Consider the following 25886-nt stretch of genomic DNA (forward strand, 5'->3'; position numbering starts at 1 on the left):
TGGATACAAGAGAGAGAAAGAATTAAATAATGGAAAACAAAGATAACTACCGCGCCGTCGAGCGGCTCTATGTCCCGGACTGGCTGAACGAAGTCATTCAGGTGACGAATTTCAACCTGGTCGACCACCTGAAGCTGATGTTGCGGCACGACAGCCGCTTCAGCGAGGTTCTGAACATTTCTCGTGAGGAGATCGACCAGCTCAAACTGAATCAGGCCTCATTGCGCAATCTGCTGCGCACGCCTTTCCTGATGGTCGAGCCCACGCTGCAAACCGTCGAAGACTGGCGTTGTTTTGTCGACCAGACGCCGACGACCGTGGCCGTTGACATCCTGCGTCGCAAGACTCCGCCGCTCGATCACCTGTCCCTGTATGCAGTCAACCATCAGAATGTCGCCTTTCTGAATTTGGTCACGCAGGTGCTGAACATGAGCGTGCTGAGTGCGCCGCTGCTCGGGATCACGACGGAACTGGCCAAATATCTCCGGTCGGTGCCCCAGTACAAGCTCAACCTCGCACTCGGCGGCATGCAAGGCCTGCCGCTCTTCCGCTGGCGCTTTAACAGTCCCACCTTCTGGTACGAGTTTGCAGCGAGCAGCCTGACAGATGAAATGATTGCGCATCTGATCATGCGTACGTCACCCGCGCGCGCGGGCGAACTGCCGATACGGGCCGACTGGAGCGGATTGCGGCTCGGACGGGCCACCAATGAAATCTTCGCGGCCGCCATGATGGCGCATGGACTGCGCGCGTCGACAGCTTCCACGCTGTTCCAGTTGAACCAGCACCAGATGCGAACGCTGTATCAGAAGATTCATGGCAAAAGCTCACCATGCGGCAACGTCGCCACGTCGCTGCCCTGGTTCGTCGAGAGCCCGGCTCACCGCCTGCACGCCACAACCTATATGTGGCTGTATCGATCGGCGATTGCGATGGACGCTAACGCACCCGAGGCGCTCATTGCGACGAACGATATCTATGCGCGCCTTTTCGAGAACCGCCTCATCTCCGCGGATCGCGGCTGGAACCTGACGCGATCGATGGCTGCGGACACCCGTCTGACCGTCGCGCCCTGCCGTTCCTGTACGACGCACTATGTCGTCTCGAACAACGACACGAAGATCGAGGTGCATAACCGTTTCGCATGCCCCGCATGCCTGCAGCAGCTCAACGCAAAGAAGCCCCGGAGGAAAACGCGTGACGCCTGAATCGGTGCAAATGCCGGACCTGCCGGCCGGACTCGTCGTCTTCAGCGCAGACGGCAAGGCCCAGTTCGGCTGGCAGCATCCCGACACCGGTGCATTCCATTCGGAGGCTGACGGCAATGTAATTGCGGATGCTGTCGGCGGCGTCGCATGGCATGCCGCACAGGCCCACTGACATGAAAAAGGCGATGGAAGACTTCGACTATCTCGTGCCGGAGAGCAATGCCGCGTGGCTCGACGGCCGCGGCGACGGCCGTTTTGAACGCTACGAGCGCTTTTATCAGAGTGAACGTGCCGTCGACGCCGCTGGCTTCGATCTCGAGAGGACCAACGAGGGATACAAGGAATGGGCGAGTCGCCAGCCTTCGCGCCTTCTCTCCTTGGTCAGTGCACCGTGGTTTGGCCGGGTCGCCATTGTCTTTTTCTGCCTCTATATGGGATGCCCCCTGGTTCCCGGGCTTGCAAAGGCGATGCCGGAAGCAACGGGCGCAATGCTTGTAGCCGTATTCATCGGCCTACGCATTTTCCACCGGCGGCGACGCAAGAAGAACTAGCCGTCGCCAATGAACGAGCGGCCCGGACCCGTCGCGAGACGGGTTTTTCGTTTCCTGAAGCCGCCCGGCTCAAGACTTACAAATGATTTCCGTTAAATCTAGAATGCCGACGCGCTGGACATGAGCATTTATGCGGAATCGAGGCAGGAAACGCCGCAGTGGCGCGGCGACTTGACTTTCGCGCGGCGTCGATAACATGGAATCAAGGTCGTGCAAGGGGCGCGGCCAACAACAAATCCAAGGATTTTCAATAATGAAGAAGAACATTTCAGCACTGACCGCCGTTTCGCTTGCAGCCGCTCTCGCCCTTTCGGCGTGTGGTGGCGGCGGCGGCAGTGACACCACCACCGGCAGTTCGACAACCCCGGCTACGACGCCGTCGAGCGCAGGAAATCTGCAAACTTCCGTGCCGACGGCGAGCTATGCGAACGGCACGGCTCAGGCGACCATCTTTACGCAACTGAACGCTTATCGTTCGGCAATGGGCGTAGGTCTACTGAAACAGGATTCGATACTCGACACGTCTGCGGACGCGCATGCGCTATATCTCGTCACCAACTTCGCGAATGCAAACATCACTAGCGTTACACATAACGAAGTCTCGACGTTTGCGAACTACTACGAAGCAACGCCATTGAGCCGCGCCCGCAAGGCCGGTGTTCCTGCAACCGAATGGATCGGCGAAAACGCGGCTGTAGGGCTGGATCTTGCGACGCCTGCCGCAAACGGCGCAGACTGTCTCGGTCGATACCTCAGTTCCGTGTATCACCTGCAAGGAGCGACGTCCACGCAAGAAACGGTTGGCGTGGGCATCCAGACGCTTGCGGCGCAGGGTACCGCTGTACAGGGAACCTATGGTTGCGTGCTCGACTTCGGTGAAACGACCAATGTAGTGGGCACTCCGATCGACAATGGGTTCTATGGTGCTGGTGGCCAGCAGATGGCTAGCACGGCAATAGCGCATTCTCCGATTTCGAACGAAACGAATGTTGCGCGTGCAATGGCTGCGGAAAGTCCGAATCCTGCGCCGGATCTCGCATCGCCCGGCCGTCCGGTAATGGTGCGAGTGAACGCAGCCAGTGCCGGTGACGAGCTGACAGTCAGCAGCTTCACGCTGACAGGGCCGGATGGTTCAGTTGTACCAACGCGGACCATCGTTCCCTCGGCGGCAATGACCGGATCGACGGGAGCAAGGGCGGACGTTAATAACGGGCTTGCGGCTGGCGTCGTATTCCTGCTGCCACTTGCTCCGCTTGCGGCCAATACCGTCTATAAGGCCTCATTTTCCGGCCAGCGGGACGGCACGCCCGTCAGCCAAAGCTGGAGTTTCACGACCGGGTCATAATGGTTTGAATGCTGCATCAAAAGCCCCATGTTTAAGGCATGGGGCTTTTTTCATTTGGCGCGGGTTTCTCGTCAGCTTCCGCCCCGCTGAAGCCCGTGTCGTAAGCCGCCTCGCGGCGACATCGTTCTTGACCCCGCGAATGAGCGGTCGTCGTTATTCACATTCATGACGGTAAACCTCGTAGCTAGCCAAAAGGTTCCGATAGCAAAAAGCGCCCCAGTGGGCGCTTTTTGTTGGGTCGGTGTAGCGTCTTCAGCGATCACACACTAGCCACCGTCACCTCCGGTGGCCGTCAGTACGGCCCAATAAGTGATGACTCCATTGTTCGCGCCGCAAATTACCGTCGTGATCAGGCCACCTTGACCCCAGGCTTGGTTCGTGGTCTCGTTTGCAAACTCAGTGCCCATTCTTGGGTCTGGAACCCCATCCGCGTCTGTCCAGTTCTCCGGATATCCCATAGACGCAGCGTAGGCGTTACAGGTACTAGCCGGATCGGGCGTTTGTGTGGGAGGCGGAGTAAAGGGCGGAAGTGAGCAACCTGGCGCAGACCAGCTCGAACCGTTCCATGCAGGCGCCGACGTCTGGTCGTACCCCGTAGGACAGGTCGGCTTTACCTGAAAGTTGCACTGCGGAGCGGTGTATTGCGAACCGATCCACCGCGCCGCAGCAACGGTCGTCCACCCGGCATCTGTCGGACACGTCGGTGCAGTCTGCCAGGCCGTTGTGATGTGACCGACGCAGGTTGAGTCCTGATTGTTGACCGAACACCTGACCGGTCCTGCCATCGCAGCGTGGCTCCCGAGCGCCGCGGATACTACAAGCGCTATCCTGACGATAATCTTTGTGAGATTCATCCCTTTTCCTTAATAAGCACAATATGTCGTCGCAACCGCGCTGCCGGGGATGACGGTGCTGTCGCCTGGGCTCCCGTCCACGATATAAACCGTCCACGGCCCCGTACCGTCGACCCTGTAATGGATCGAGGCGGTCGGGTCGGTGTAGGTGCTCTGTCCTGACACGACGATCCCCGGCGTCCCACCCGCGGGACACACTGGACTGGGCACGAACGTACCGTTCCCGTTGGGAATGGCGGTGTAGCCATACCAGAGCTTTTGCCCGCCAATGGGCATCCATTGCAGAACGCCCGACAGGTTCTGGCACGACAGCATCAGCCCCGACCCGTCGCTTGCCCCGGCCATGGCATTCACCGCCGGGCAAGCGGTTCGTGGCCAGCCAACGCTGCCCATCCCGATCGTTGTACCGGCGGTGACACTCGTGCCAGCGGCTACCGCACCGCTTGCGGCCACAGCGCCCGTCGCGCCAACATTCGCAGCGCTGATCGTCCCCTCGGCATCCAGATCGTGAACGTTGTGCAGGCTCACGTGATTGACGTTCTGATCGCCAGTCCACGTCAGCGCGCCGTCACGCCGGATATAGACCGAGTTGCCGTCCGAGGTTGGCCCATTGGTCGCGAGAATGGCGGCCGCGGCATTGCCCAGCGGATTGGTCGCGGTCCACGCACCGTTCAGGCCAGTGATCGTTCCCGCGTTCTGCGCTTTCGAGTACCCGAACGAATTGCCGCCAGCCTGCGCAATCTGCGACGCGCCGACGACATCCGGTACTCCGCCGCGCGTGAGCGGCTTCGACGGATACATGACGTACGTGACGTGGCAGTCGCCGGCGCTGGCCGTACACGTTGCGGGCCCCACACTCATGCTGATCACGTACGCCCCGCCCCAGAACGGCCCCGGCGCGTGGGGCTGTTTCAGGTTCCCCTGCGTAAAAAGATCATCAAGCGTCGGTGGGTTGGCGACCACAGCGACGGGCCCGCCAGCAGTCAGCGTCGCGTAGCGGTTAGTCACCCAGTCAGATAACGCCGAGTTGATGACCGCCTCGTTCTGGCCTTCGGCCGTCATGACCTGCGAGCGCCGCTTCGCTGCGTCTTCCTTGATCGCGACCGTCGTCATCAGCGCAGCGGCCACCAGCACGACCACCATCTCAACAATGCTGAACATGGGCGACGACCCTTAGTTGTTGTGCGTCGCGTACATCGCGATGCTCGCCGTCGCACCACTCGAACTGCACGCCGTCCCAGCAGTCGATTGGCTAAAGGCCGTGTTGGGATCGGAGACGGTCGTCCCATTGACGGTCACCTTGGTATAGGCCCCCGCCACAGCGCCCACCGCGAGCGAACAGACCGTCGCCGGAACCGGATAGGTCAGCACCATTGCATCGTCCGTCGTTGCGATGGTGGCGGTCGCGGCTGTCACCGAGCCACCGAAGATACCGGTCAGCGTGCCGGACGTCTTGTTCACCCGGCTACCTGCCGAATCGAACGCGTGATTCTGCGCGAGCGTGAGCAGCGATTCAGCGGAAAAATCAGTGTCGCTCGCTGTCGCGTCCTGAATACCACTACGGAAGAGTTGCGCCTCACTTTTGAACTGGTGCGCGTGGATACGATCCATCACGAAGCTGCGGCCTTCATAGACGATGAGTGCGAGCAGCGCGGCACCCGCCATCACGGCTGCGCCTTCGATGATCGAAAGTTCGCCGGACTGTTTGCGCCGGCGGCCCATGCGTAGGATCGCTGCCTTGCGTTGTTCCTGTGTCTGATTCTGGATCGGGTTCCTGTTCATTTTTTCCTTGCCTCGGTCAATTGGATACAGCGGATGTAGTCGGGGAAGAATCGAAGCTCGCAGCGCCGGTCGCAGCGTACGATCCGATGCCCAGCACAAAAAACAGCGTGACGGCGAAGCCGAGCAGCACGTAATGCGTGATGCGTGCATTGCGGCGCACGGTGGCGACAACGCGGTCCAGCGAAGTGCGGCCGAGACTCTTGATGGCCTGCACGAACTGGTCGCGCCCCGCGGCGTCGGCGATCGTGTCGATCACCACCTCGGAGAAGATGCCGGTGTCGAGTGCTCGCATCGGTTCGTCCGGGCGCTGCGTGAGCCGCCGGCTCATTCGGTCGATGTGCCACCGGAGCCACGGGTCGGCGGTCTTCGCAAGACGGTCGAGCGCCGCGCGCAAAACGAGATTCGAATCGAAGAGACCGGCAAGCGACACGATCAGCAGGGCCGCGCGCAGGTCACGCCGGTTGCGCCACATCAGCGGCAATGCATCGACGCGGTTACGGAAGTGTCCGGTCCAGCGCTTGAGCGTCCAGAAGTACAACGACACGAGACTCGCGGCGATCGCAGCGCTCAGCCACCAGTACTCGTAGCAGAATGTGTCGATCGCATAGAGCGTCTGCCCTATTGGCAACCATTGATCGACCGGCTTCGTGTCCGCGACAGCCGGGAAGATCTCCCCGCCGAACAGCATGCAGAACATGTAAAGGTAGACGATCAGGAACGCCGGATAGGCCATCTCCAGCGACGTCGTCGACGCGAGCACACCCTCCGCGTGCGCCGCCATTTCTGCCAGCTCCAGCCCGCGCACCGCAGCGTCTTCGCGCGTCGACGTACCGGCAATATCAAGGAGCGCGTGTTCCTGGCTCGGAATAAACGGCTTTAGCGCCGTGGCAAAGTCGTCGCCCGCGACCATGCGCTTCGCAACCGCATTGAACACTGGCCACGTCAGCCACTTGCGCGAGCGATGACGCTTTTCGAGAGTCGTCAGCCGCTCGAGCAGCGTCTCGCGATTGCGCAGCCCCTTGGCCGCCACGTCCAGACGTGTCTCGCGATAGAAGGTCTCGCGCATCTTCTGGAAGCGCCATCTGGCGATGCGCATGCGCTCCTTCTGCGGCAGCGCCATGAACAGCGTATGAATCAGTCCGCGGATCACGAGGGCATCCTCCCGTCGCGGTCAGCGAAGATCCGGTATTCGTCAAACGGACGCATCGCCGTGTCGATGAAGCGCGGATCGATGATGCCTTGCGACGCCTTGTAGAGCGCGTGCTCATAGATCGTCTTGCCCGTCATGTCGTCGCTGTCAAAGCCGGTCGTACGCGCCGATCGCCATACCTGCTCGGCGCCGCGCCAATCGCGATCGGCCACACGGTCGAGAAACTCCATCGTTGGCCGGAAGATTTCCATTGCAAGCGTCTGCCCTTTTGTACCGGCCGCCACCTTGCCCGCCCGCGTGAAAAGTCCCTTCAGGCGGCAGTGTTCGCAACCGGCTTCATCGCGGCACGCCATCTTCGAGGTGTCCAGACCGAACTTGCGTTCGAGCGTTTCAATCTGCGCTGCGGACATCACGTCACGTGCCGGCACCTTGCAGTGCGGGCACAGCAAGGGAATCAGCTTCTGGTTCGCGACAGCATTGATGAACTTCTCTGAGGAGACTTCGTCCATCGGCAACTGCAGGCGCCCGCCAGCGAGCCGCATGAAGGCACCGATCGCGCTGTCCGCGTGAAGCGTGGTCCGCACCGGATGCCCGGTGAGTGCGAGTTCCGCCACGAGCCCGGCGACAACACGGTCCCGGATCTCACCGACCGTCACATCGTCAGGGTCCATCCGCATCAGCGTTCGGATCACCTCGGCGCACTTACGGTTCGCTTCTTCGTCGGTCTCATCGGGACGACGGGGAATCGAAATGTCCGAGAGCCACGGCTGCGGATATTCGGACGGCTCATTCACCGCGAACTGCTTGCGCAGGTCCCGCGACGCGAGCATGAAGGACATCGCGCGCAGTAACGTGGACTTGGCAGAGCCCGTCTCGCCGGTCAGGACCGTGACCCCGCCGCTGACGTTGCCCAGCGCCTGGACGATGCGCAACTGGGACGTCTGCAACCCCATCTGTTCCGGCATCAGCACCTTGAGATTCCGGAAGTTGCCGTCGAGCAGGCGCAGACCGACGTCGAAGCCGCCAACGAGCGGTGAGCTCTGCCAGCGGATGTTGACAATGTCTGACTGCACAACGAGCGGAATCATCGCCGACTGCGACGCAGTGGGCTGGAACGTCTCGCCCGAGTTCGTGTTGCGCGCGACGAGATCCTGATAGGAGGCCGACAGCGCGCGACGCACCAGCGCCTTGGGCAGCTTGCGGTACGTGTAGAGGTCGCCGTTCACACGGAACCGGACCTCGACATCGTCGTTGAAATCGCGGTACTCGTAGTGGATATCGCCCGCGCCGTAGGCGTGAGCGGCTTCGGTCACGTCACGGAACGTGCCGATGGCGCGCGAACTCTCCGGTATGATCGCCGTCGACCGGTTGCGCTCGCGCGCGTAGATCGCCGCAATCACCGCGTCCGTCGCAATCATCTCCTCATGCACCTTGATGTCGGCCCGCTCGAGATCCTTCACGTAGGTTGGGTAAAGCGCGGACTCATGAAATGTCCGCGTCGTGACGACGATTGCCATCCCGGCCTGCACTTCGACGGCCACGAACTCACGGCGTGCGGAATCCGTGATGCGCAGCGTCGCGTCCTGGCCGCGCTCGCTCAGAATGCGCTTGAAACCCAGTGCATCGGCGGCGACCAGTTGCGGCAGGCCTGACGGCAGGAACTCCGCCTGCTGCGGGACCACGTCTGCTTGCGCATGGAGCTCGTGCACATCCTGCGTCTCGTCAGCGGACTCTGTCGGCGGCAGGGCCTGTGGTGAGACGTCATGCGCTCCGACCCGCGGCTCGCCGGGCTCAGCAATGCGACGCTCCATCGTGTTGGACGCCATCACTGACTCCGAACCAACGTCCTGCGTCGCTTCAGCAAAGTTGTGAGCCGCCGGTTGCGCTTCAGTGGAGTGATGAATCGCCGGCTCAACTCGCGCCGGGTGCCCGGTTGCTTCCAGCTGTGCCGGATCAACGCCGGCCGCCTCATGCGTGTCGCTTTCATTGGCATCGACGTCGGTGACTTCCGCCATCCTCAGCCTCATGCCCAGCGTCATCGGCTGGCCCGGCCTGGTGTCCACAGGCTCTGCCTTGACCGGCTTGCCCTTGCGCACGAAGCGCGGCTCGCGATCGGTGTTCTCCTTGCCGTCTGCACCGGCGATAGGCGTCGACGCCGGGGATTCGTCAGTGAACCCGGCGCGCAACGCACGGAACCGTCCAAGAATGCCGCGCGAAGTCGGCTCATCGTTTTCAATACCGTTGAACAGGCTCATCGTTATTGACCGGTCAAAGGAAAGGAAGAAGGCAGCGGCCCACCCAGATCACTCAGCGTTCGCGTCGGAGTGCCGGATTGCTGCGCGTTGTCCGACGTATTGGCCGCGCCGCCGCTGATGGTCTCCGTCCAGGTACGCCTGCCATCCGTGACGGTGACGACGAATCCATCAACGCGCTTCACGGTCCAGCCATTGAGCAGCTTCGCGCCGACGTGCGCGGGATAGGAGGCGTTGCGGTACGCGTAAAGCACCGACTGCCCGCTCATATCGCTGAAAGCGCCAACGAAACGCACCGGTTCCGTGCGGGGAGCCGGCGGTGTCGCCCTGATGACCGGCGCGTTTGCGGGCACGGTTGCAGGGGCGGGCGCGTTGAGCGTCACTGCAGTACCCTGCAGCCCGCCATCGCCCGCAAGCTGGCGCGCGATCTTCGAACGGGTAATCTGGTCGATCTCATCGATCGACAGGTGCGGCGCAGTCCCGGCCGGTAACGTCCGCACTACCGGTTGCGAGACCTGTTGAGAGGCCGCCGCTTGTGAGCCCACTGGAGTCGACCTGGCGAGCGAACCGCCTGTCGCCGCTCCGCTTGCCGGTGCAGCGCCTGCCGACACAGGCGTACCCATGTCGAGACTGGCTGAAGGTACGCGCACGCTGACCGTCTGCATGTGCGGCGCAGCCGGCTTTGTCTGTTGCGCCTGCGCAGCGCCGGTCACCAGCGTCAATGCACTGGCGATCGCTGTCAGCCGTTTAGTCGAGAACATAGTATTTGCCCTTCGCTGTGAAATGGATTCCGCCCTGGTCGCCTACGCCGCTGTTCGCCTTCCCTGTTGCGCCCTGTTCGTTCAGCTTGAGCTCCACAGTCATGGAATCGAGCATCATGTTGGATGGCAGCTTCGCGAGCAACGGCGATTGCCAGCGAAAGCCGTTGATCTCCCAGGTACCGACGCGAATCATCTGCGCGGGCCGCGGTCCAGTTGTGCCCGGCGGGACCGCGAGTAAGGGCGTGGCCGGTTCGATGTGAACCATGTAGCCGTAGCTGATCAGCTCGAACGGTTTGGTAGAAAGCTTCTGCGGCGGCGTCTGCACAGCGTCGATCAGTCCCTGCTCGGTCGGCCAGGCTTTCTGGTCATTGCCCGTCACGAAAGCGACGTCTGGAACCTGGGGGCCGCGTGCTCCGGCATGCAGACCATCCGCGTCAAAGTGCAGCGGACGCATCGCCTCTGGCGCCGCCTTGCGGAGGTCCTCAAAACTGCCGCCGTACCGGCGAAGGGTCAGCGCGCAATAGCCCTGCGTTGCGCACACAGCCTTCTCAAAGACCCAGCCGGCCACGACGGATTCGCTATTGCCAAGGGTAGAAAGAAGCGCTGGCGCCAGTTGATTGGCGCGCGGCATCTTTGCGGCGAAGGTCTGACGCACAAGCGCTGCATATCTGTCTTCGAGCGACGGCTCTTTCGGCGCAGGCGGTGCGGGAGGATTCAACAGGTCGAGCAACTGGATGCCACCGAAAACGACGGCCGTGAATATCACCAGCACCGGCACGAGTGTCGGCAGGTTGACCGGTACCTTCGCGACGCGGCCAGTCTTGCGATCGTCAAGCAGCGCCTCAGCGCCGAAGCTCTCGTCCACGTCTCCGACGGCCTGGCCGGAACCGAGCGTCGTCAGCGTCAGGTTAAGGCGCAGGCATTCCTGCTCGATGGCCAGACGCCTTTCGTGCGCCTTCGGGGTGGTCAGGACTTCGTCGCTGCGCACGACACCGCGCACCACGAAGACGACATGTACACGCTGGTCGTCCTGCAGCAGGACCAGTGCGGCAGCCCTGCCCTTCACACGTTCATGCTGCGCAATGCGCGCCGCGCCCGAGTAGAGCCTCGCGCCTTTGATCTCACCCGTCTCAGGTGCGCAAAAGCCGCCGATGACGTCCTTGCCGCTCCGGTATTCGACGTAGTGCGTCGCACCGAAGTCGTCGGCATAACGGCGGCGCTCGGCGCGCACCTGTTTCGCCGGATACGCGCGCCAGTCCAGCCCGAAGACGAGGCGCGCCTTCCTGTCACGCGGCAGTGGATCGGTAATGTGCATGCCCGCGCTCACATCGACGGGACGACCGTAGCCGTCAGCATGATTACCTGAAAAGTCTTCGACTTGTTCCACAGACCCGTGATACCCGCGATACCGCCATTCGTCGTGCTGTTCGCGAGGTCCGTCATCTGACCGTAGAGGACCACCGTCTGGCCGTCAGACAGCGCGATCGTCTGATCCTCCTTGCTGCCGGTCGTGTGTGCGAGCTGGATCTGTTGCAGCGTCTGGCCAGAGCCGACCGAGGCCGACGTGAACGGGCCATTGAGCTTCGAACTGTCGGCCCAGTACGAGAGGATGATCTGGTTATGGTCGTTGACCGCCGGCAGGATGTTGACGAAGTCACCCGTTGTCACGGTTCCTGGCGTGAGCCCCGGCACGCCTCCGGACGTGGCCGTGAGGCTCCCCGCAGATGGAGTGGTCGAGCGCAGATAGTCGTCGCTCTGGAATGAGGCGATGGAAACCGGCAGGCCGTTGAGCGTCATTTTCGTCTGCGTGCTGTCCTGCACCGTGCGGCCATACTGGTTCAGCGCATTGATGACGGCGTTCGTGCCGGAGAACGGCGCATTCGATTGCAGCACTGACAGGCCGACCGTACCTCCGCCCGACGAGAGCGACGTGGGCGACGTGAAGCTCACCGCATACTTGGCCAGACCGTTCTGGATATAGTTGAATACGACATCGGCATTCACGCCCGCCTGACTGCCCGTGTTCAGCGAGATCTGCAGCGTACGCACGCGCAGCATCACCTGACGCGTCGATACAGCGTTTTCCTGCGCGAGCAGCTTGCCCATCCGGTCCGCCGCCTCACGCGTGTCGTAGACCATGACGAGACGGCTCTGCGGATTCACGGTCACGCGACCCATTGGCGAGCGCAGCTTGTCGAGTGCGTCGCTGATCGCCTTGATCTGATCAAAATCCCCCTCCCGCCCCGTTGACGTCTGTGCGGCGAACGAGCCCGTATTGCCGCCCGATCCACCGGTGCCGTTCGCCTGGTTGCCCGTCGAGGTGTCCATGCCCTTCGACATGGTCGACTTGATCGACACCTTCCCCGGGATCGCGGCGATCTGGTACATGCGAGTCACAAAGCGCGTAATGTTGATGGTCGAGCCGTCAAACGACCAGTCGAGACCGAGGTCTTCGGTCATGCGGGTCAGATACGCGCCGGCATAGCCCGTGAAAACCTGGCCGTAGACAGGCTCTTCATAGGCATTGCCGTTCGATCCTGTCGTTGTGCCCTTGCCGCCCGCCGACTCGCGTGGCACCAGCGAACTGCGAGGCACGAACACGTCGGGGCTCAGATGGACCGGATAACCCGTTGCGCCCGAGATGAGGGTCGAAATCTGCCTGATACCGATGTTCGCCGGCATCGTCACCTTCTTCTCGCGGAACGTCGCGGGCAGCGTGGCTTCATACGCGACCGGGACAAGCCGGTCGCCGAGAAACGCCGTCGGCACGTCTTCGACCAGCGCCATCGAGCCAGGCAGGTTGGCCATCGCATCGCTCGCGGTGTGATGCGCCCCGTCGTAAGCCGAGTTGATGTCGTTCTGATTGACCGCGCAACCCGCGATCATCAGCGAGCAGGCTACGGCGAGCCCAGTTTTGATAATGGATGCGTGACGCATGGTATTAGTCCTGGCAGTTGGCCGCGCGCGCGACGACGCGGATGACGTTGTTCGTGTGACGGCAGACACGCGTAGGCACGCGCATGTGATTGGTCGCCTGCATGACCTGCGTGAGGACAGAAGTGAAGTCGCCAGAGAAAGTCGCGTTGAATTCGAGCGGCAGATCGTCATCGACCTTCCACGCGAGTTGCCAGCCCTGCGTCTGCAACCAGCGGTCGAGCGCGTTTCTCAGATTGAGGTCCTGCGGCGAGACGGAAAGCGTCAGCACAGCCGGTGTCGTCGGCGCTCCAGGCAGAACCACCGATGCAACGCCGGTCGCAGTCGGTGCAGACGATCCGGCCGACGCGGTTGGCGCGGCTGCGACGACTGGGGCCGCGGCGGCAGGCGTGGCACTCGCGGTCGTCGTGCGCGACGCCGGGACTGCTGACAGGATCTGCCATCCATCGCCCGCGGGAGGAGCAACGTGCGACTGGTCAGGGTCGATTGAGGCATGACTCCATCCCGAGACACCCACTAGCGCCAGTGCGGCAAGCACACGCGCGATCACGCGCGTCCGTTCATTGCGTTCGATGATCACATTCACTTGTTATTGCCCCTGCCGCTGCAGGCGGCGATAGATAGCGTTGGCATAGGTCAGTTGCTTCTGGGTCGAAACCGCGTTGTAGGCACCCACGGCCTTCCAGGTCGGCCCAAACTGTTTGATGTTTGAGGCCAAAATCCAGGTGCCGACGTAAGCGTTCACACAGGCGTTGAATAGGTGCTCGCGCCGGATGCCGTACTGCGCGAGCCTTGGGAGCCACGACGAATTGATCTGCATGAGGCCAATGTCTTCGGTCCCGTTGCTGTTAGCGTTCACTGCGTTCGGCCGCATGCCGGATTCGTGCTGTGCAATCGCGCGCACCAGTTGCGCGCTGATGTGCCGGTAAGCAGCGGCGTCATCAAGGCAGTCAGCCCGCGCAACGGCGGTGCAACCAAGCAACACCACGCAGGCAATGGAGACGGGCGCAGCGTGCATCACGATTTCGCCACCGCTGTTGCGGGTGCCGTCGGCGCGGTAGGAGACCCGGGCGCAGGGCGCTCGAAGTACTTCACATCGTGGCGACGCGTGACGTTCACGGTATTGCCGTCCGCGGTGACGATGAACTGTTCGGACGTGCCGTTGAACATGTAGTAGCGGCCCTTCTGCTCACCGGACCCCAGGTGCTTCACGTCCGCCACGTTGATCTGCACCACCGACTCAGCGAACTTGAAATAGGTGTGGCCGTCGCGATCGAACACAGCTTCGAGTCGTGCCGGGCTTGCCGCGTCGAAGTCATAGACTATCCCTGCGGAACGCGCGAGCTCGACCGCCTTCGTGCCGTCCGACACGACCATGCGCTCAGCGCGCTCGACTGTCATCACGTTCGCAGCAGCATCCCACTTCGGATGCAGCGAGCGGCCTTCGGGCGTTTTGAAGGTGAGCTCCCCCGACGGCTTCGATGCGAAGCGGATCTGCGTATGCGTGTCGTCGCCGTCGCGGATCGCCTGCGCGCCGAAGTATTCGGCCAGCAGCGAAGCGGGCGGAGTGGGCTGTGCCGGTTCCTCGGCTTTCGCCGCCACGGTCTGCGCGATCGGATCAGCTTGCGGTTTCTCTCCAGCGGCATAGTTGAGCGCGCCGGACTTCGGCGCATCGCGGTGCAGGCGGATGTGGCGCGACGTGAAATCAACGTCCGCATACAGTCCGCTTTGCGTCATGAGGCGATCGAGCGCCTGCATCCAGTTCTCGCCCGCACGCGTGGCAAACGCGCGTGCATCCGTGATGTCCACGTCCTTCTGTGCAGACCCCGTCCAGCCCTGCGGAGCCAACGCCTTGACGAAACTGGCCACGGGCATGCTCGCCTTGAGCGCGCGGACCGGTTCGAGCGCACCATGCGTGCCGATGAGGACGAGGCGATTGGTGAAACCATCAAAGCCAGCGGGCTGATCGTCGCGTAACGCCGCGAGCGTGCCACGCGCCCCGCCGCCGATGAACGTGTTCGCCTTTGTCCAGCGCGCACTGGCCGGGCGGCCGGCCACCGAGTAGGTGATTGTTTCGGGCGTGCCATCGACAACGACATAGGGGCCTTCCGTATGGCCACCGACTGCGGAAATGACCTGGCCCGCGCGAGGCTGGATGTAGGTCTTCGATCCATCGTTGAAGATGAGCGCAGGTCGCTCGGCGATACCGCCCGCGATCTCGTAGTCGAAATCGAACGGATCGGTATTGGCCGCATTTGAAGCTGCCGCTCCCAGCGCGGCGATACATGCGAGAGCAATTCGTGAGAAGGTGCGCTTCATAGGCCCGCTTCGATCTGGTTGAGGTGTCGCGCGAAACGCGCGAGATACGCCTGCCCCGGAGCCGGATTGGCGCTGTGGTAATACGCAATTGCTTTCGCGACCGACCGCGTTTTGCTGTAGTTCTCGTTGAGAATGTCCTCAGCAACGCGGATGCTGGTCGCAGGTGCCAGGGCTTCCCACGGCGAAGCAAAGCGCCGCGCGTGCCAGCACCAGTTCACTTGCATCAGGCCTACGTCGAAGTCGCACCGTCCGCGCGCAATCAGTGACTGCATCACGCGGTATGCATCCTCGCGCGACCTGAAGAAATAGCCCTGCCCTGCGACGTTCAGGGTCCATGGCCATGCACGGCCATTGAAGCCCGATTCATTCAGCGCGATGCCCGCGAGCACCTTCGGATCCACGCTCGTGTGCATCAGCTCGAACGGCGCCGTCGCACCTGCGCACGCCCAGCCGCCACGTTTTTCCGCGATCGCAGCCTGTGCATCGTCATCAAGCACGACAGGTTGCAGCCAGCCCTTGCTCACCAGCAAATGCTCGAGCGAAACGTTGCGCGCATCGACAGATACGGTGATACCGGTGTCAGGACTGCTGCCAACCGGCTGACCAACGAGCGGTGCGGCCCACGATTCGAACGCTTTCAGTCCGCAGTAGAAAACGGGTTTGCCATCGAAGTTCGCGACCGAGCGCGCGCCGGCCTGCGTCAGCACGACGCTCGTCGGGCTGATGACATTCCCGATGGTCGCCGCGCGGCTGCCGGTCGAAAGCGCCGCCAGCGAGAGAATCAAAACAAGGCGCCTAGTCACCGCGGTACGGCTCCATGTAGATGTCGCGATTGACCTTGATCATGAAGCGGCGCTCGCCCGGACCCGTCGTGATCGTGGGCGGGATGTTCTTGTAGCGATCAAGAACCGACTGCGATGTCTGCGCGGCAACCTGTCCGGCCGTAGTTCCAACCTGCGTGACGCCGAGCGGGCCAGTGGTGGTCGACGAAGTGCCGCCCTTGTCGAATGCACCCAGAAGGATCGCCGTGAGGAACGACGTGCCGAAGATCTTCAGGAAGTGGCTGTTGACGTCGCCCGAGAAGCCGGCAGATCCATCGGCATCCGCGCCCTGCCCGCCATAGAGCGGCACATGCTTGCCGTTGGGCAGCCGCATTTCGGTTGCCGCAACGAGAATGGTCTGCTGGCCCGGCTGGATATCCGAACTGTAGGGCGCGGTGATCATCGTGCCCTTCGGAATCATCAGGCAATCGCCGCGGAGGCTGTCGTAGACATCTTTTTCCACCATCAACGCAGCGGTGCCGGGACGATCCGAATTGAGCCCTTCGATGGAGAGCACGGGAATATGATGCGGAGGAGACAGCACGCAACCATGCGCCTGTCCAACGAAACCGCCCCGAGAAAAATCCTCGCCGTTGCCTGATTGCCCTGCTGCGGTCTTGATGAACGCCGTATCGCGATCCTGCGTCGTTGGAGTGGTGCCATGCCCCGCCTGCGGGCCAATGCCCGCTGCCGCCAGTGCTGCCGCGACCTTTGCACCGGCTGAACCGGCGGCCGACTGCTGTGCGGATGCCTGTTGCGCGGCAATCTGCTGCGGCGTGAGGATGCCCGGTGGTAGGGTTGTCTGCACGGGCCCGTTATCCTTGACTTTGACACCGGGACGGAAAATCGCCGACGCGTAAATCGCATCGTTGTCCGCCTGTGTCTTGAGTTCCCGAGTGCGCTGGTCCGCGACGAAGTTGTCCGCCGTCAGACCTGGCGCGAGGCTCGGCGCCGCGGCCGATGCAGCACGCGGCAATGCGGCAGCTCGCGCCTCGGACGCCGCAATCCGTCGTGCGGCCGATTGCTGGTCCTCAATGATCTTGTCGACGTCCTGGGTGCTGGTCGACTTGTCGACCACTTCCGCCTGTTTGGCCTTCTTTGCAAGTTTCGCTTCGTCGTCGGCTTTCGCGCTCTCCTTGACCTGATAGTAAAAGCCTAGTGCCGCAATGACGACAGCCGCGACTGCACCCGCGCTGATCAGCGCGTTGCGCGGCGACTTCCCTTTCACGATCTGCGCCTGCGCGCCCGTCGGCTGTCCGTTTAGCCCTGTCATGTGCGCGTCCTTTCAGAAGCCGAAGACGCCGGGGCGACCCCGCCTGATCGTGACCTGGTCATCGGCAGCGCGCAGGACAATCTCGTCGGCCATTTCCTGCACGACGATGTATTGGCCCCGACGGATGAAGTTGGGGCTGACGCTATCGCCGTGGTCCTTGACGATCGGCACTGCGAAAGGCGCGTTCGCAGGCAGGCGCAACCACACCGACTTACCGTCATCGAACACGGTCTCCGGCCGGAACGGCGCGGAACCGGATACCTTGTAGTCGAAGTTCAGCTTGTCGGGCGACACACCGAGCGGGCCAGAGTCATTCGCATTAGCTCCGCCCTGCCCCGCGTCCGTCGTGTCGGCGTTGCCCTCCTCGCGTGCGCGGACCTTGGCCATCAGCGAACGGGGATAGTTAAACCGCACGGTCTGATAGAAAAGGCCGCCCATCGGTGACGAGACGAGTGTCATGTCGTACTCGCGCTGGTTCGTCGTGAGGTGCAGCGTATTGACGAGGCCCGGCTTGACCGGCTTGATAAAGACGTGGTTCGACCCGTCGGTATCCACGATCCACTGGACCGAATCGCCAAGCGCGGGCTCTGCCGCCAGCACCTCACCGCGCGCCAGCTCGATCGTTGTCGTCTTGAGTGGCGCAGTCATGATGCGGTAGATCTGGTCCCGGCTATAGGGGAACACCGCCATGCGGGCGTCGCCTGGCATGGTGATCGGATCGGTACCGGCGTTATAGGGATTCACCGGGCTCATCGGATCGCTCATCGCATTGGCGATATCGAAGGATGCGGACGACACAGGGCTGCCCTTCCTTGCAGCGAACACTGGCGAGCAAACCACCGTGACGCAGGCAAAGGCCGTGACCCACGAGGCGAGCGTGCGGGAGTCGATCATCATTGAGTCTTCTGGATGGAGAACAACGGATAGAAGATGCCGAAGGGATTGAGGCCCAACGCGTCTTCTGACGTGGGCGGAATGATCTGATAGCGGAACGTCAGGGCGTACTTCTGCACGGCCGGCTTGTCGGTCGGGGATTGCGTGGTGCTTGTCGTGAACTCCACCACCGCAGTCGAGTCTTCAAGCATCGCGACATTGGTCACGCGTATTTCACGCACCAGCTTAGGGTTGAGTGTGATCTGCCGGAACGGTGCATCGATCTTGAGCCAGTCGCCGAACTGGTTCCGTGCATTGCCGACCATCATGGCCTTCACGCCGTTGATGTTGCGGGCCATGCGCGAAGTCTGGATGTCATCGGTGAGCACCGGCTCGATCGTGAACCATCGCTCGACGGTCTCACGAAGTGAGGTGCGGATAGCCTGATCATCCGGCTTGTATGCCGTCAGTTGCGCGACGACAGCATGGCCGTTCGCGTCCCCTGACACACCATAGGCCTTGACGACGGACGGTGCCGGGTTACGCGTGTAGATCGCACCACCAGCAATGAACACGAGGATGAAGCAGAAGGTCTTCCAGTGGTTCGCTTCAACGCGCAGACGCGAGCCGTTGTCGAAGATGATCTTCTCGGGGTCGTCTTCGGAGTACCCGCCTGGGGCGGTAGACAGTGCGATCTGCTTTTTGCTGCGGAAAAGGGGCATAACGGTCGATCCATTTGGGCCGACTCCATTGAATCAGCCCGCATGGGAACCAGGTCATGCAAAAGAGATGCGATTTACGGAGGCTTTTGAGGAACGGTTGCGTGCCGAAACGCAGCCACCACAACCCGTCAGCCGGCTAACACCCTTATCCCGGAAAGGTGCGGAAAAACGATAGCTTTTGGGGAAGCGAATGCGAGTGGATAAGGATAGGATTTCGGCTTGTTACATGATTTACATGAAATCGGTAGGTCACGTCATTGATTTAAAAAGAAAAAGTAGACTTTTTGGCGTCAGCCGGCTGACGGCGTGCTCGGGAACATCGTGCCCAGTTCTTCAACTCACGAGATGTGATCGCCCCATTCATGTTTGAGCTTCCCTTGACATTCAAACGTACGAGTTAGCCTAGCTTCAACTCATTTTGAAAAAGCCTGTATGAAACCAGATTCACTTACGCCGCATCAGCAAGAGGCTTTTGCTCAATACAGCGAGTTGCGCCAGCGGAACACGTCGATCATCACGTTAGGGCGGCTATGCAGCTCTTTTTTGAATCGGCAAATCTGGCAATCTCAATCTGAAATGGCCGCGGCCTTGGGCATTTCAAAACCGCACGTTACTCGGTTGCTGCACGCAGCAAGAGTTCCAGACGAGGTTATCCATACTTTTGGCGACGCACATCGCATTTCGTTTGAAACCGTGCGGACACTCGCGAAGATAGAAAACCAGATCGGGCGGCTGCTTTTGATAGCTCGCGCAGGGGGCTTTGGCACCCGGCGGGACCTAAAGGTGCACGAGATACTCGCGGCCTTCGCTACGGGCTTTGTGGCGCCGACCCGCGAACAAGTCGTGAGACTCGCGCGCCATAAGGAGGAAGATTACATCAGGCTGTACTCGGCGCAATTGAGCCGCATGTCCTCGGATCTTCCGCGTCTTGAAAAGGCGATCAACGCTATTTTGGAGGGAGTCTTGCAACTGATCTGAGAGGCCGCCGGTCGAGAACCGCGCGTCTGTTAAGTCTCAGCGTTTTCGTAACCAAGTCGGAATGCGTCACCTTTCGGTGACGCTTGCTGATCTTGCTTACTTGCCGGCCGCGCTGCGATGCTCTTGGAAAAAGCCATGTGCCCAACTTTCCGCAAATTTCGACACAGGAAAGACGCCTGCTGAAATTCACAATGTTCGCTGCGCAACATACGGCAAGCCAGCATCAAACTCGAACTAGCGAGACTTGCCCGACCTCGACCTGTTGAATACGTAGCCCGCGAATCCGTCTTTCAGGTCGGGGTACTTCTGGATCGTGGCCTCGGCCAAGTCGGTCATAGGATCAATGCCCAACCGGCGTAGCGTGAGCTTGCCAGCCGGTGTCCCTTTGTAGGTCCGTCGCCAGTCCTCCCGCTGCTTGGATGTAGCGGCTTCATATGCTTCCCAGCCGCGCCGGATTTCGTCGACCATGCGGTCCTGCGCGTGCACGTTCTGGGCGGCTATCTGCAAGGCCATCCTACTCTGGACCTGCTCCTTCGCTTCCAATTCTCGTTGCTCTGTCAGGGCAAGGTCTTTCTGAATCTCGACCATCTGGCGCTCAGCGTCGGAGACGATCCACTGTTCCTTCAGTGCCTTCATAAAGAATCCGGCTGGGCTCTTCGACACCTTGCCCAGTTTCAAACTGAAACGCGTCCGCTCAATCGCCTGTTCCAATCGTTCATCGTTGTATGTGTCGCGCGATGCCGCAATCTGATTGAGTTGAGCGCTGGACAGCCCGAACTCCTGCTTCAACGTTTGATAGATCGCTTGCGCCTGCTCGTGGGTATGAAGGATGCGCTCAGCCATCTCTTTGCGCTCGATGCGAAACTTCAAGCGGCCGATTTTCCGGGACCCCTGCTCATTGCGCGTCTCATACGAGAGTCTCAGGTCAGAGACCTCGTTGATCTGGTCAATGGCAGGTACTAGCCAGTCTCGTTTGAAATACTTGAACTCGTTTGCCTTGGCACCCATTGCACCTTGCCACAAACGCAATTCATCGAGCGTAAGCCAATCCGTTTCTCCTTCATCCGCGTAGGGAAGCAAGTGGTCGTACATGACACGTGCGTAGCTCAGAGTAAAGAGAGACGTAATGCGCAGGCTAAGCCAATGCGACTTGCCCGGGCCACGTATGATGCCTACGAGATCGGTGGGTACTCGAAACTGGAAGCGGCCGCCTGAGTACGAGATACGTCCGATCAGTTGCACTGAGCCAAAGGGCTTTTCGCCGTCGGCGTCAGGCGCGGTGGTCGCTTGAATCAATGCCCGTTGGGCTTCGGTGATGACCTGCTCGAGATGTGTGTTGTTGCGACTCGAGTAACGCATGAGCCACTTGAAGTAGTCCAGCTCAACGTCATACAGATCTCGTACCTGTTCGTCCTGAGCGACGATGAAATACGCCGCATCGATCAGACGTCGAGCTGCAACCCCCAGATCGATAATTCGGATGAGAACGTTCTTTCTCGCGAAGCCAATGTCGGACCGCGCTGTGTCGACCGGTAAGTCCTGACCAGTTGCATCGTCAAACAGAGCTAAGGCCAGTTGCCGCGATGTGGCTACCTGCCCTGCTGTTGTCATACAGCCCCCAAGCTCGTGGTCAAAGATATCTGGAGCGGTACGGTACCGGTGGGAAGGTGCCACGTCAACACAGATCACCTCACCTTGCGCAGTGATCTTCACAGAACACCTCACCTTTGCAGAGGCGCTCTGCACAATTTGCCTCACCATCAGCGCCAAAACCCCTCACCTTGCGGATCAATTTGCTTCACCTTCCAGTGGTAAACGCCTCACCTTCGCGCTCAATTAACAGCACCTTTGGCACAATTCTCCTCACTTTGCGAGCCTAACTAATTGTTTTTTATAGGGTTGTGCGCTTATGTTAGTTGTCTGTAGGTTTTGTTTTTTGATAAACACTAACCACCGGAGCCTCAGCCGACAGAACGGTCAAGCTCCAACCGATTCGTCCGCGGCCAACGGCGTGGAAGTCTTTCTCTGCGCGGCAGCGCGGACGTGTTCGGCGGCACGACGGTTTTTTGCCAAAAGATCATCAGATGGAGACCGATCGGAGGTGAGGCAAATTGTGTGTCGCCCATAAACCGGGGCCAATACCGCCGCTTTGCGCGCGCTAAGGTGAGGTGTTCTGTGTTAGCGATGGTGCCTGCGCAGCAGCGTGCGCCCGCGTTCTGGTTGGTCGTCTCGATTATTAGCGGGTGGCTTTCCTTTCATTATGTGAGGCAAGTCATTGAATCTAAAGGGAATGGTTTCATTCTTCGGTTGAGCTAGCTTTCGCCCTCAGATTTCAATGGCAATTCTCCGCCGGGATGAGTATTCTACGGTTCGACGCGTTAGCCACCAGAAACCGTATAAACAGATGGTGAGCGTGAAGAAATCATCTCACCGTCGATAAAACATAGGAACTGCAAAATGAATCTGAGCGAATTGCCCGGAATTGACCGGCGCGTAAAGCTCTCCAACTTGGGGGAGTTTGCCGAGCGTCTGTCGGTGATGGCGAATGAGCTGCGCGACCAAATTCTGGCGCCCAGGCCTCGTAAGAATCCTCCGGTCTTCACGATCGGGGAATTGTCGGAGCTATGTGGTATCGACCGTCAGAAGATAAATTACCTGGCGACCAAGGAAGGTGGCGAACTTCCGGCGGGTATGGCTCATGGTACCGGAAGGGCGCGCATTTTCTCTCTGAAAGACGTACGCACGTGGGTACAGCAGGTATCCGACATTTATCAGACTCCGCTCGTCACTGGCACTCGAGAGCATCGCGGGCGCGTATTGATCACTGCGAACTTTAAGGGCGGCTCTTGTAAGACCACAACAACAATGTGCATCGCGCAAGGTTTGAGCTTGCGTGGTCGCAAAGTACTAGTCATTGACCTCGATCCGCAAGCATCTCTGTCGGAGTTGTGCGGTCTGTATGCCGAAAAAGATGTGACATGGGAGGACACAGTCCTCCCGTTCATCTATGACGCGAACATGGAGGGCGGACTTGCGTCGAAGGTTCAAAGCACATATTGGGATGGCTTAGATGTCATCCCTGCGCACAACTACCTGCACGACGCGGAATTTCATCTTCCGACAGCACAACAGACTAACCCTGGCTTCGAGTTCTGGTCTGTGCTTCGCAAGGGAGTCGAACCACTTCGAGCCCAGTACGACTATATCATTCTGGATACGGCACCGTCCCTGTCCTACATGACCCTTAATGGTCTCATGGCAGCTGATTCGATGGTTATGCCGTTAGTCCCAGAAAGCTTGGACTTCATCTCCTCGGTATCTTTCTGGTCACTGTTCGCCGAGGTCGCGCACGGGTTTGTAGAGCACGAGGTCGACAAAACGTACGACTTCATCTCCGTCCTGCTGTCACGTGTGGACTATGGGACGACGTCGTCGGCGCCGGTTGTTCGCTCCTGGTCGCAGCGTGCATACGGCGATTGGCTTCATACAACCGAGGTTCCGGCCAGTTCTGTCATGAGCAACGGTGCGTTGGCCTTTTCGACAGTCTTTGACCTTTCGCGTTCCGATGCTGTCGCGAAGACTCTAGCTCGGGTCAAGCAACCGTTGCTCGATTACTGCAAATGGATCGATGATCAATATGTCGCGCAATGGAGGGCTGGACAATGAGCAACCTGCGTGAACGCATGATGAGCAAGACTGCTGAAGTTCGAGCCGCGAAGGACATCCAGCTGGACCAGCATCAAGAGAAGCCCACTAGCCCTCGAACCGCGCCGGGGATGGCCGGCGCATTGGCCCAGGCACAACAGCGAATCGTCGAACTTGAGAAAGCAGGTACTGCGTCGGACGTGAACGTTTCGGAGATCGTTCCAAACCCGTGGCAGCCGCGGAAAGTCTTCAACGAAGCGAAGTTGACACAACTTGCGGAATCAATTCGCGAAGCGGGGTTGGTCCAACCGATCATCGTTCGCCGCGCTGCGCACGGTCACCAGATCGTTGCGGGCGAAAGACGTTGGCGAGCTCACAAGATGATCGATAAGGAGACGATCAAGGCCGTGATCATCGACCTTTCTGATGAGGAGATGGCGATGTTGGCCTTGGTGGAAAACATCGTGCGCGACGACTTGTCGGATTACGAGATCGCTCGCTCTATCCGCAGCACCGAGAAAGAATTTCCCAACAGAAAGCGTATGGCAGAGGCATTGGGTTTCTCTCGTTCAGAGCTGTATCGTTTTCTGGCGTTTGCTGACCTTCCGGACTTTGTGATCAAAGATCTGGATATACAGCCTAGGCTATTGGGCGCGACCGCAGCGGAGGGCTTGGTGTCAATTCTGCGCGACAAGAACCCGAGGGCGGTCGATGTCGCTAGAGAGATGTGGGCAAGGGTGGTCGCAGGGGACCTCGATCAATTGAAGCTCGCTAGGGTGATCAAGCAGGCTATCCAGAGCGGCGACGACGGAGCGCGCAGCGTCAGTGATCGTAGTATCGAGAAGATCTTTGCCGGGAAAAGTCAGGCAGGGTCAATAACGAAAGATGCTGTAGGCCTCACGGTGAAAATCAGAGCAGGCATGCTCACGTCAGAGAAAGAGAAGCAGATACGTAGGCTCATATCAGAACTATTTTCCGCTAGCAGCGGTAGCGCCGATTGAGGCGAACGGTAAAGGTGCCCACGAGGCACCTTTTTTATTTTGATCGCCATGCTATTGCGGACTCGGTCGTGTCCCAAGTTGGGACACGATTCCCGTGGGGCGCGAAGCCGGCACGGTTATGTCATCATGTGAGGACGTAAATTCGTACGGGTTGATCGAAACCTGTTGCAGATCGATAGACTTGCGTCTCAGTGCAAGAGCAGAATCCACGGGCCAAATGAGGACGCGCTTTCCGATGGTGTCACGCTTTAATCCTTGAGTCCGTGTCCCAAGTTGGGACACTCCAAGCGGACGCGTCTGCCTGATTTTCAACCACCAGAGGCGGACGCTCCTCGAGTCCCGGCTTACAACCAGCCCTGCGCTGCGAACGTGCTGAAGGGGAGAGATGCAAATCGTGATAGTTCGAACCAAACGATCATCGGTTGGGCGATTGGTATCTCGAACAGTTGCAGAGGCGCTCTCTCGCCACGGGAGATGACGAAAACCATCGTGGTCGCCAACGATAAGGCGCCTTGAACTCAAGCTCCCGAAACCAGATCCGGACGCTCGCATCCGCTGAACACGGATACGTCGACCACAGCATCAATTAGTGCTGGACTGCGCGAACGCACTGGTTCACTGATCGCGTCAAGCGTGGGTGACTGTCGTTCTAAGGCGCGATCTACATACTTTGACTGACCCGTCACCGAGTGCAGGCAACCGTGATGCTCAACGCAGGGAGCACCGCACCGCGCAAAAAAGAAGGCACTGCCCTCCTTGGAGATGCAACGCGAGTCAGTCGACGAGCCGATGCTGGAAATGGATCCGCGGCACAGCGTTCCTCGTATTTCCGGATACTGCTCGACTGCAAGCAGGGGCTGACAGTTTGTCTGGCATCAAGCGCGCAATCGTCCTTCTTGGATATTTGCGAGCTCTTCGGTCGGAGAAACTTTGGACTTTGCCTGTACACAACTTGACCCGTAGGCGGTGATTGTGCGCCGTCACCACAAGAAATCGTGGGCAACGCGATAGGGCGAAACGTTTCTCAGAGAGACCTAAATCACGGACGTCTCCTCCGACACACTACGCGTCCCAGGCGCGACGCGCATCGAGGCCCTGACCTCGAGGGAGCGGACGCGTCGACCCATCGGCCTCGAACCATTTTGGATCCCCCCTGTGAAATCCGACGCGCTGCACAACTCGAAGCGGCGAGCCAAAAAACCTTTTCACCCGGTTGCTTGTGCTAGGGGAGACGGACAGCCCACATCAGGCAGCTGAGTCGAAGAGCAAAAGGGCGCCTTAGGTTGGTTGCCGCCCTATCAATTCTCCTAAACCGCCAAGGACCACGACGCAGATACGAACCGCCAACTTAAGCGCGGGAAGGTCTGTCTCCTTGCAAGATGTGCTTCTCAGATGTCTCACGAGCCGACACTGGCTT

At 60.1% G+C, this 25886-nt stretch carries 22 protein-coding genes; 7 read left to right on the plus strand and 15 right to left on the minus strand.

The annotated features are described in order from the left end of the window. Positions 1-29: 29 nt before the first annotated feature. From OKW29_RS00225 to OKW29_RS00240, 4 genes are all read left to right on the plus strand, one after another. The gene (locus OKW29_RS00225; protein ID WP_429289499.1) at positions 30-1208 is read left to right on the plus strand and encodes a FlhC family transcriptional regulator; all 1179 of its coding nucleotides are present in this window, start codon (positions 30-32) and stop codon (positions 1206-1208) included. After that, positions 1198-1380 (plus strand): hypothetical protein, encoded by a 183-nt coding sequence (locus OKW29_RS00230; protein ID WP_429289500.1) that lies wholly within the window; start codon positions 1198-1200, stop codon positions 1378-1380. The genes OKW29_RS00225 and OKW29_RS00230 overlap by 11 nt, the downstream gene beginning before the upstream one ends. Before the next feature lies 1 nt (position 1381). Next, positions 1382-1759, plus strand: a complete 378-nt coding sequence (locus OKW29_RS00235; protein ID WP_429289501.1) for a hypothetical protein — start codon at positions 1382-1384, stop codon at positions 1757-1759. Between the two features lie 253 nt (positions 1760-2012). Beyond that, complete coding sequence (locus OKW29_RS00240) at positions 2013-3104, plus strand: CAP domain-containing protein (RefSeq protein ID WP_429289502.1); 1092 nt, start codon at positions 2013-2015, stop codon at positions 3102-3104. An 863-nt stretch (positions 3105-3967) separates the two neighbouring features. On the opposite strand, the gene OKW29_RS00245 is transcribed toward OKW29_RS00240, so the two are convergent. The 14 genes from OKW29_RS00245 to OKW29_RS00310 form a co-directional block, all read right to left on the minus strand. Continuing rightward, entirely contained in the window at positions 3968-5119 is a 1152-nt protein-coding gene (locus OKW29_RS00245) for a hypothetical protein (RefSeq protein ID WP_429289503.1), read from the minus strand. Between the two features lie 12 nt (positions 5120-5131). Beyond that, positions 5132-5740: a type 4 pilus major pilin gene (locus OKW29_RS00250; RefSeq protein ID WP_429289504.1), complete on the minus strand. Its 609-nt coding sequence runs from the start codon at positions 5738-5740 to the stop codon at positions 5132-5134. 16 nt (positions 5741-5756) lie between these two features. Next, entirely contained in the window at positions 5757-6860 is a 1104-nt protein-coding gene (locus OKW29_RS00255; RefSeq protein WP_429289894.1) for a type II secretion system protein, read from the minus strand. A 26-nt stretch (positions 6861-6886) separates the two neighbouring features. Next, positions 6887-9145, minus strand: a complete 2259-nt coding sequence (locus OKW29_RS00260; protein WP_429289505.1) for an ATPase, T2SS/T4P/T4SS family — start codon at positions 9143-9145, stop codon at positions 6887-6889. 2 nt (positions 9146-9147) lie between these two features. After that, the gene (locus OKW29_RS00265; protein ID WP_429289506.1) at positions 9148-9687 is read right to left on the minus strand and encodes a hypothetical protein; all 540 of its coding nucleotides are present in this window, start codon (positions 9685-9687) and stop codon (positions 9148-9150) included. Positions 9688-9889: 202 nt separating this feature from the next. Continuing rightward, positions 9890-11218: a hypothetical protein gene (locus tag OKW29_RS00270; protein ID WP_429289507.1), complete on the minus strand. Its 1329-nt coding sequence runs from the start codon at positions 11216-11218 to the stop codon at positions 9890-9892. Between the two features lie 8 nt (positions 11219-11226). Then, the gene (locus OKW29_RS00275; RefSeq protein ID WP_429289508.1) at positions 11227-12840 is read right to left on the minus strand and encodes a type II secretory pathway protein; all 1614 of its coding nucleotides are present in this window, start codon (positions 12838-12840) and stop codon (positions 11227-11229) included. A gap of 4 nt (positions 12841-12844) precedes the next feature. Further along, entirely contained in the window at positions 12845-13423 is a 579-nt protein-coding gene (locus tag OKW29_RS00280; RefSeq protein WP_429289509.1) for a toxin co-regulated pilus biosynthesis Q family protein, read from the minus strand. A gap of 3 nt (positions 13424-13426) precedes the next feature. Then, positions 13427-13855: a lytic transglycosylase domain-containing protein gene (locus tag OKW29_RS00285; protein WP_429289895.1), complete on the minus strand. Its 429-nt coding sequence runs from the start codon at positions 13853-13855 to the stop codon at positions 13427-13429. Next, positions 13855-15156 carry a TrbG/VirB9 family P-type conjugative transfer protein gene (locus OKW29_RS00290; protein ID WP_429289510.1) on the minus strand — a complete coding sequence of 434 codons (1302 nt, stop codon included), beginning with the start codon at positions 15154-15156 and terminating at the stop codon, positions 13855-13857. The genes OKW29_RS00285 and OKW29_RS00290 overlap by 1 nt, the downstream gene beginning before the upstream one ends. Further along, positions 15153-15959 (minus strand): transglycosylase SLT domain-containing protein, encoded by an 807-nt coding sequence (locus tag OKW29_RS00295; RefSeq protein WP_429289511.1) that lies wholly within the window; start codon positions 15957-15959, stop codon positions 15153-15155. Before OKW29_RS00295 ends, OKW29_RS00290 begins: the two co-directional genes overlap by 4 nt. Beyond that, positions 15952-17250 (minus strand): TrbI/VirB10 family protein, encoded by a 1299-nt coding sequence (locus OKW29_RS00300; protein ID WP_429289512.1) that lies wholly within the window; start codon positions 17248-17250, stop codon positions 15952-15954. Before OKW29_RS00300 ends, OKW29_RS00295 begins: the two co-directional genes overlap by 8 nt. 12 nt (positions 17251-17262) lie before the next feature. Then, positions 17263-18147: a TrbG/VirB9 family P-type conjugative transfer protein gene (locus tag OKW29_RS00305; protein ID WP_429289513.1), complete on the minus strand. Its 885-nt coding sequence runs from the start codon at positions 18145-18147 to the stop codon at positions 17263-17265. After that, entirely contained in the window at positions 18144-18845 is a 702-nt protein-coding gene (locus OKW29_RS00310) for a type IV secretion system protein (RefSeq protein WP_429289514.1), read from the minus strand. Before OKW29_RS00310 ends, OKW29_RS00305 begins: the two co-directional genes overlap by 4 nt. A 432-nt stretch (positions 18846-19277) precedes the next feature. Between OKW29_RS00310 and OKW29_RS00315 the strand changes: the two genes are divergently transcribed. Further along, entirely contained in the window at positions 19278-19823 is a 546-nt protein-coding gene (locus OKW29_RS00315; RefSeq protein ID WP_429289515.1) for a hypothetical protein, read from the plus strand. A gap of 234 nt (positions 19824-20057) precedes the next feature. Here the strand turns inward: OKW29_RS00315 and OKW29_RS00320 are convergent, their stop codons facing one another. Next, entirely contained in the window at positions 20058-21434 is a 1377-nt protein-coding gene (locus OKW29_RS00320; RefSeq protein ID WP_429289896.1) for a replication initiation protein, read from the minus strand. Positions 21435-22280: 846 nt separating this feature from the next. Between OKW29_RS00320 and OKW29_RS00325 the strand changes: the two genes are divergently transcribed. Together OKW29_RS00325 and OKW29_RS00330 are read left to right on the plus strand one after the other, a co-directional pair. Further along, on the plus strand, positions 22281-23489 hold the full coding sequence (locus tag OKW29_RS00325) for a ParA family protein (protein WP_429289516.1): 1209 nt from the start codon (positions 22281-22283) through the stop codon (positions 23487-23489). Next, positions 23486-24469: a ParB/RepB/Spo0J family partition protein gene (locus OKW29_RS00330; protein ID WP_429289517.1), complete on the plus strand. Its 984-nt coding sequence runs from the start codon at positions 23486-23488 to the stop codon at positions 24467-24469. The genes OKW29_RS00325 and OKW29_RS00330 overlap by 4 nt, the downstream gene beginning before the upstream one ends. The last annotated feature ends 1417 nt before the right edge of the window (positions 24470-25886 follow it).

It is taken from the genome of Paraburkholderia sp. CI3 (genome assembly GCF_050436505.1).
Taxonomy (GTDB): Bacteria; Pseudomonadota; Gammaproteobacteria; order Burkholderiales; family Burkholderiaceae; genus Paraburkholderia; species Paraburkholderia tuberum.